General features: G+C 61.3%; 4 protein-coding genes and 1 pseudogene. All 5 read right to left on the minus strand.

The features are described from left to right. A pseudogene (locus tag A7Q26_RS24775) lies at positions 1-866 on the minus strand (IS3 family transposase); the annotation flags it as partial. 593 nt (positions 867-1,459) lie between these two features. After that, positions 1,460-3,196: an acyl-CoA dehydrogenase gene (locus A7Q26_RS16870; RefSeq protein WP_066861842.1), complete on the minus strand. Its 1,737-nt coding sequence runs from the start codon at positions 3,194-3,196 to the stop codon at positions 1,460-1,462. Between the two features lie 20 nt (positions 3,197-3,216). Continuing rightward, positions 3,217-4,371: an acyl-CoA dehydrogenase family protein gene (locus A7Q26_RS16875; RefSeq protein WP_066861845.1), complete on the minus strand. Its 1,155-nt coding sequence runs from the start codon at positions 4,369-4,371 to the stop codon at positions 3,217-3,219. Continuing rightward, positions 4,368-6,005, minus strand: a complete 1,638-nt coding sequence (locus tag A7Q26_RS24785; RefSeq protein ID WP_084439180.1) for an enoyl-CoA hydratase-related protein — start codon at positions 6,003-6,005, stop codon at positions 4,368-4,370. The genes A7Q26_RS16875 and A7Q26_RS24785 overlap by 4 nt, the downstream gene beginning before the upstream one ends. A 121-nt stretch (positions 6,006-6,126) precedes the next feature. After that, positions 6,127-7,098, minus strand: a complete 972-nt coding sequence (locus A7Q26_RS16895) for an AMP-binding protein (RefSeq protein ID WP_066861852.1) — start codon at positions 7,096-7,098, stop codon at positions 6,127-6,129. Positions 7,099-7,242: the final 144 nt, after the last annotated feature.

A 7,242-nucleotide genomic window follows, 5' to 3' on the forward strand; every position in this document is an offset into this window, starting at 1 on the left:
AGATGTGTATAAGAGACAGTCCCAACCTAGGACGTTGTCCGACCTGATATGCGCGGGCGGACCACGCTCGATGAACAACTCGGCCAGCGCTGCCAGTACGTCTTCGTGTTTGAGCTGGCGCGCGACGACGAGTGCCAGGCACTCCCTGCTCGCCTCGTCGATAATGGTAAGGATGCGGAACTTGCGTCCGTCATGGGTGCGTTCCTCGACGAAGTCGTAAGCCCAGACATGCCCCGGATACTCCGGCCGCAACCGGATGCACGAGCCATCGTTCAGCCATAACCGGCCGCGTTTCGGCTGGCGCTGCGGCACCTTCAGCCCCTCGCGTCGCCAGATCCGTTCCACCCGTTTATGGTTCACCGACCAACCCGCCGCGTGCAGCAGCGCCGTCACCCGGCGATAGCCGTAGCGCCCGTACTGCCTGGCAAGGGCGATGATATCCTCGGTGAGCGCCAGCTCGTCATCTGCCCCGAACGGCACCTTGCGCTGCGTCGACCGGTGCTGGCCGAGCACGCGGCACACCCGCCGCTCGGATACATCCAGCACCTCCCGGACCTGGTCGATGCAGCGCCGACGCCGTGCGGGGCTCAGAAGTTTCCCTTGGCTGCCTCCTGCAGGATGAGCTTGTCCAGCGTCAGATCCGAGATCGCCCGGCGCAGCCGCAGGTTCTCCTTTTCCAGATCCTTCATCCGCCGAGCCTGATCGGTCTTCAGGCCACCATATTCCTTGCGCCAGCGGTAGTAGGTCTGCTCGCTGACCGCGATGCGCCGACAGGCCTCGGCGGTCGTGCCGCCCTGACCCAGCATGATCTCAACCTCACGTAGCTTCCCGATAATCTCCTCGGGCTTGTGCTTCTTCGCAGGCATTCGTCGTCCCTTCCTTGGTCCAGACTGTAATAGTCGATGGACCACTCAGAAGGGGGCAGCTCACACCCACCACGTCTCCATCCTCACCATGAACGGCGACAGCTACCGCCTCAAACAGTCCGCCGGCCGGCGATCAGCCAGAAGGGCGGAGCAAAACCAGGCCACCGTGTCGGCCGACCCGAACACCGGCGAGATCCCGTCGCCATAGCCGGGAGAAAACGGTCGCGACGATATGGAAAGGGCCCCGATCGGGGCCCTTTCCATATCGTCATCACGCCTCGACCGCTGGCCTGCTTTTACTCCGCCCCGCTGGCCGGGTTTTGCTCCGCCGTTGACACCTGACACGGACGCAAGAAAACGGATTTCCCGCAAGGCGCCTCCACGCAACGCTTACCGAAAAGCCGTCGTATGCTTCAGATATCGAGCAGGCTTGCTTACTGGTGAGCAAGCGACCTGCATCGTGGAATGGTGATTAGTGCCGGCATCGCGCATGCTCAAATGCTGATGCGATTATCCGCCAAAGGCGGGGCACCGGGGAGCCATTCAACACGCATCCGCTTAGCAAGGGCCGCGCAGGGCTGGACCTGCCATTGTTAGAAAGCGTCCACCGGCAATGCCATGATCGGCTCCGGACCACTCGAAAGGGTTGCGGCCATTCCGCTCACCCTTGGCAGCACTCGGGTAGCGAAATAACGCGCAATATCTATTTTCGCTCTGTCTAGTGGCGTCGAGCCTTGCTCAGCAGCGCACTCCATTCGCAGCCACATCCATCCGAGGCTGACCAACGCAAACATACGAAGATAATCGACAGCCGCAGCGCCTAACGTCTGTGGATCGGCCCCTTTCAATAAGACCGTGATGCCCCGTAGCGTCTCAAGCGCCGTGACAACATTTTTGGCGATCGATCCGTCCGCCGCCCGGTCTAGATCGCCTTCTATGAGTGCGAAGTAAGCATCGACAACCGTACCGCCAGCCATTGAGAGCTTGCGACCAACCAAGTCGAGCGCCTGAATGCCATTCGTGCCCTCGTATATCTGGGCGATCCTCGCGTCTCGGACGAGCTGTTCCATGCCCCACTCCCGGATATACCCGTGTCCACCGAATACCTGTTGGGCTTGAACCGCGCTCTCGAAACCCATGTCGGTGAAAGCAGCCTTGATCACCGGCGTGAGGAGCGCGACGAAGCCATCGGCGCGAGTACGTTCATCCGGATCAGGATGCTTGCGGGCGCGATCCACCTGCAGGGCGACCCATCCAGCGAGGGCACGTCCACCCTCGACGAAGCTGCGCACATCGAGCAGCATTCGCCGAACATCGACGTGCTCGACGATTGCCACCGTCCCGCTTGCGGCGCTCGCACCGCGCCCCTGGCTACGCCCCTTTGCATAGACGGCAGCCTGTTGATACGCCGATGCGGCTACACCCAGACCTTGCATACCGACCATCAGTCTTTCGGCGTTCATCATGGTGAACATCGCCGCCAGCCCACGATTTGGTTCGCCGACGAGCCATCCGATCGCCTCGTCGTAATTCATGACGCAAGTTGGCTGGGCGTGTATGCCCATTTTATGCTCCAGCGAGCCTACCGCCATCGTGTTGCGCCGAGCACATGCGCCTGCGGCGTCAGGCAGAAACTTTGGCACAAGGAACAAGCTGATTCCGCTCACTCCCGCAGGCGCATCGGGCAGGCGTGCAAGGACGAGGTGAATGATGTTCCCCCCGAAGTCGTGATCGCCGGACGATATGAAGATTTTCTGCCCAGTAATGGTGTGACTTCCGTCGGCCTGTGGAGAGGCCTTGGTCTTGATCAGCGAGAGATCGCTTCCCGCACTGCTTTCGGTCAGCGCCATCACACCGGTCCATTCGCCGCTTACCATTCTTGAAAGGTAAGTCGACTTCACCGCGTCGGTCGCATGGGCCGCGATCGCTTCCGCCGCACCCCTTGTCAGCGCTGGAAACAACCCGAATGATAAGTTGGATGCGGACAGCATTTCGTCCAACCATAGCTGCAGAACGAATGGCAGCCCTTGGCCGCCGTGAGCTGTATCAGCGCTCAGCGACGGCCATCCTGCATCGCGGAATGTCGCATAGGCGTTCGAGAACCCCGCAGGGGTCCTCACTTCCCCATCGACAATCCGGCTACCTTCTTCGTCGCCGCTCTGATTGATCGGGTGGAGCACCTCCGTGCAGAGTTTCCCAGCTTCGTCCAGGATGCTTACCGCCAGTTCCGTGTCGAGATCGGAGCCGAGTTCCGCCATCTCGAGATCGAAGCCCAATACTTGGCTGAGCAGAAAACGATAATCCTCGACCGGTGCTACGTACGCGTCCATGCCGCCTCCCAAAATGTATCTTATTTGAAAGCCGAAATGCCGGTCAGAGACCGTGAAACGATCAGCTTCTGTATCTCGGTTGTCCCATCCGGGATCGGCAGGACTATCGCTTCCCTGGCCAGTCGCTCGACAATGAATTCCCGGGTCACACCGTTCCCACCATGAATCTGCACCGCCTGCCTTGTCGCGTCGACAGCGATCTCCGTTCCGTACCACTTTGCCATGGCGCACTCAGCATCACAGCGCTTGCCTTCATCGATCATCGATGCGGCGCGCAGGCCGAGCAGGCGTGCGGCATCTATCTGCATGGCCATGGTCGCGATTTTGTCAGCGATGAGCTGGTGCGCGGCGATGGGCTTGCCATGCTGGGTACGGTCGCGGGCATAGCGAATTGCCTCATCCCTGGCTCGGCGTGCCAGGCCATAGCCAAGTGCGGCGACGTGAATACGCGCGCGCTCGAATACGGCGAGCGTGTTCCGCAACCCGTCCCCGATTTGCCCGATAGTATTGGCGACAGGCACGCGCACGTCATCGAGGAATATCTGCGCTGTCGACTGTCCGTTCAGCGCCATCTTCTCAATGGCCCGCACCTCATAGGGATGTTCGTGGCGCTCGAGCAGAATGTGGGTGAGTTCGCCGTCTCCCGTGCTGCACGTGCAGATCAGGAAGTCGGAATGCGCGCCGTTGGAGATCCACGTTTTCTCACCGGAAATTACCCAATGGTCGCCGTCTCGCACGGCCCGCGTCCGGACGCCGGATACATCAGACCCGACATTCGGCTCGGATATCCCCATAGACGCCATGAATTTGCCACGGAGGAGCCCCGCAAGATATCGTTCACGCAGATGGTCGGGGGCGAGGGTGTGGATGATCGATGCGCAGACGACGTTCATGAGCAGCGGAATTGCGAGGTCAATCGAGGAATAGGCGACCTCCTCGAACAGGCGCAGATGGAGCCGCCAGCTCTGCCCGAGACCGCCCGCCTCCTCGGGAAGCGGCGCGTTGATCAGACCGAAGTCGGTCAACTGGCTGATCCAGCCGGTGAGCTGGGTCTTGCTGAAATGTCCATCACCATGCGCCCGGATCTCGGGTTCAAGCTTGTCGTCAAGAAACCGCCGCAGCGTGTCGATGGCGAGACCTTCGTCGTCGTCATAGCCGAAGAGAGAGTTCGTCATGCGTTCACCTCGACCGCTTGATCGGCGCTGGTGAGGCAATCGACAGCCTCGCGATATTCCCGCTCGATTTTCTCCGCCAGATGCTGAACGGAACGGATGCCGTCGATTGGTCCGACGCCGTGCCCAGCGGTCCAGACATCCCGCCACCGCTTCGGGCTGATCTCTTCAGTTACGTTGAACTCGCCTTCCGGCCTCGCGAGGTTGGCGGGAATTGTTTGACCGAGGAAGTTGGCATGCAACCCCGAAACCCGATCAGTGTAAATGATGTCGCTGGCCGAGGAAGCGACGATCATCTCCTTCATATCCTGCGCGGCCATGCTCTCGATGGTCGGAATGAACGCCGTACCCATCGACACCATATCTGCTCCGGCCGCGACCGCAGCCGCCACACTCCGGCCATTGCCGACTGCGCCGGCGAGGATCAGGGTCTTTCCACGCAACTCCGGTCGCAGTTCGGCAACGAAAGCGAACGGACTGAGCGTGCCGGCATGACCGCCCGCACCCGCGCAAACCGCGATGATGCCATCGACATTGGCATCGAGTGCCTTGCGGGCGTGCCGCATGTTCGTCGCATCGTGGAACACCAGCCCGCCATAAGAATGGATGGCATCCGTCACCTCACGGCTGATCGACAATGTGGTTATGACCACCGGGACCTGATGTCGGATCGTGATCTCCAGATCCGCCGCCAGGCGTTCGTTGGTGGCATGAACGCTGAACTGAACCCCGAACGGCGCATCCGCGCCGGTTAGCTGGCTCCGGATGCCGACGAGCCATTCTTCGTAACCCTCCGGCGTACGCTGGTTGACCGAGGGAAATGTTCCCAGCAGCCCGGACCGGCAGGCGGCTATCACCAGGTCTGGCCCGGATACGAGAAACATAGGGGATGTGAGTGCCGGAACGCGCAGACGTCCCGCGAAGGAAGCTGGTAGCATCAGATTATACTCCGGCGGTAGGTAGCGGCCAGACAGGCGAGCATTTCTCGAAGAAGGCAGCGACGCCTTCGTGGAATTCCGGGCTGCCGAGACAGACTCCCGCTGCGGCGTGTTCCGCTTCAAGATACTCTTCGCTCGCACTCCCGCTCGCCACCTTCCACGACCTGATCGCAGAGTTCCAGCTTGAGCGCCCGGTCGGACGCAACCGGCTGGTCCTGCAAAATGATCCTGCGTGCCGCATGCGGGCCGACCCGACGTGCCAGCCAGAACGGCAGCGCCATATCGGGCGTGAGCCCGATCCGCATGAAATGGAATCAGGAAACGCGTGGATGCGGAGGCAACAAGCTGATAGCAAGCGAGGACTATGCCGAGCGCGTCGCCCGCACATGAACCGCAGACCGCCCCGACGATCGGCTTCTCGGCCGTGCCGATAACGCGGCAGAGATCGAGAAGCCGAGCATGGAAGGCCGTGAACGGCTGGCGATCCAGATCCCGCATATATCGTATGTCACCACCGGCCGAGAAGTTCGGACCGGTGCCGGTCAACAGGATCGCTCTTACATCGCTGTCTGCGAGCGCCTGCTCGAGTTCCTCGTGGAGGCGGCCTCGGGTTTCATCATCGAACGCGTTGAGGCTTTCAGGCCTGTTCAAGGCAATTCGGCGAACGCCCTCGGCCGGGCGGTCGGCGACGACTTTCATGTACGTGCTCCATCATTCGGATAGTTGGACTTCGGCGGATAGGTGACGGCCAGGCTCACCGGCTGGCGGGACGTTTGTTTCCCACCGGCGCGACGCGTCTCAATGCAGAGCAACCCGCCGATCATCGTTTTTCCGGCGCCGAGGCTCGTCCCGCCAGGTCGCGCAGGGCTTTCTTGTCGATCTTGCCGACCGCCGTCAGTGGGAGAGCGTCGACGAACTCGACCCGCTTGGGCGCGTAGAGCGACCCCTTTCTGCTCTTCACATGGGCTACGAGCGCTTCCGACGAGACGTCCGCCCCAGGCTTGCGGATGATATAGGCGGTGACCGCCTCACCCCATTTTGGATGCGGCGTTCCAATCACCGCGCAGACATCGACCTGCTCGTGGCTCGTCAGCGCATCTTCGACATCGCGGCTGTAGATATTGAAGCCGCCGGAGATGATCATGTCCTTCTTGCGGTCGACGATGAATAGGTAACCCTGCTCGTCCTGCGTTCCGATATCGCCGGTGTGCAGCCAGCCGCCCGCAAGGGTTTCCGCGGTGAGGTCCGGCAGATTGTGATATCTGTCGAGCGCTGCCGGGCTGCGCACGCAAATCTCCCCTGTTTCGCCGGCGGGAATCGGATCGCCGTCTTCGTCGAGCAACGCGACGGTCGCGGACGCCGCAGGAAACCCGCATGAGCTCAGAAGGTGCGGTGTATCCGCTTTATGATCCGCGCGCCGCAGGACGCTGAGCGGAAGACATTCGGTCTGTCCGTAAGCCTGCGACATGACCGGGCCTAGGCGCTCGATCGCTTCGAGAAGCCTCGGTGGCGTAATCGAGGAGGCACCGTAGAGCAGCGTCTCCAAAGAAGACATATCATGTCGGTCGAGCGACGGATGGTCGAGCAGCGTATAGATCATGGACGGGACTAGGAACGTGAAATTGATCCTCTCGCGTTCGATGGTGGCCAACGCCTGCTCGACATCGAAGCCTCGCATCAGGTGGATGGTCCCTCCGCGCCAGAGCAGCGGCAGTAGGAACGTGCCAGCCGCATGGCTGTTGGGAGCGACGCCGAGATAGCGCGGCGCGACAGGCAGCTCATAGTCGCTCAAGGGCGCGAAAAGCGCGAAGGCACTTGCAGTGGCTCTGTTGCAAAGATTGGCGGCAGTCAGAGGTAGGCTGTCGCTCTGCGCCGATCAGGCGGCTGCTGCGAAATGGTGGTTGAGCATGCCCATGGCCTCCGTCAGCGCCGAGGG

Source organism: Sphingobium sp. TCM1 (assembly GCF_001650725.1).
Lineage (GTDB): Bacteria > Pseudomonadota > Alphaproteobacteria > Sphingomonadales > Sphingomonadaceae > Sphingobium.

Bases quoted from the DNA above. Each gene is read 5' to 3' on its own strand.
- A7Q26_RS16870 (WP_066861842.1), bottom strand. From the start codon at position 3,196: ATGGACGCGTACGTAGCACCGGTCGAGGATTATCGTTTTCTGCTCAGC.
- A7Q26_RS16875 (WP_066861845.1), bottom strand. From the start codon at position 4,371: ATGACGAACTCTCTCTTCGGCTATGACGACGACGAAGGTCTCGCCATC.
- A7Q26_RS24785 (WP_084439180.1), bottom strand. From the start codon at position 6,005: ATGAAAGTCGTCGCCGACCGCCCGGCCGAGGGCGTTCGCCGAATTGCC.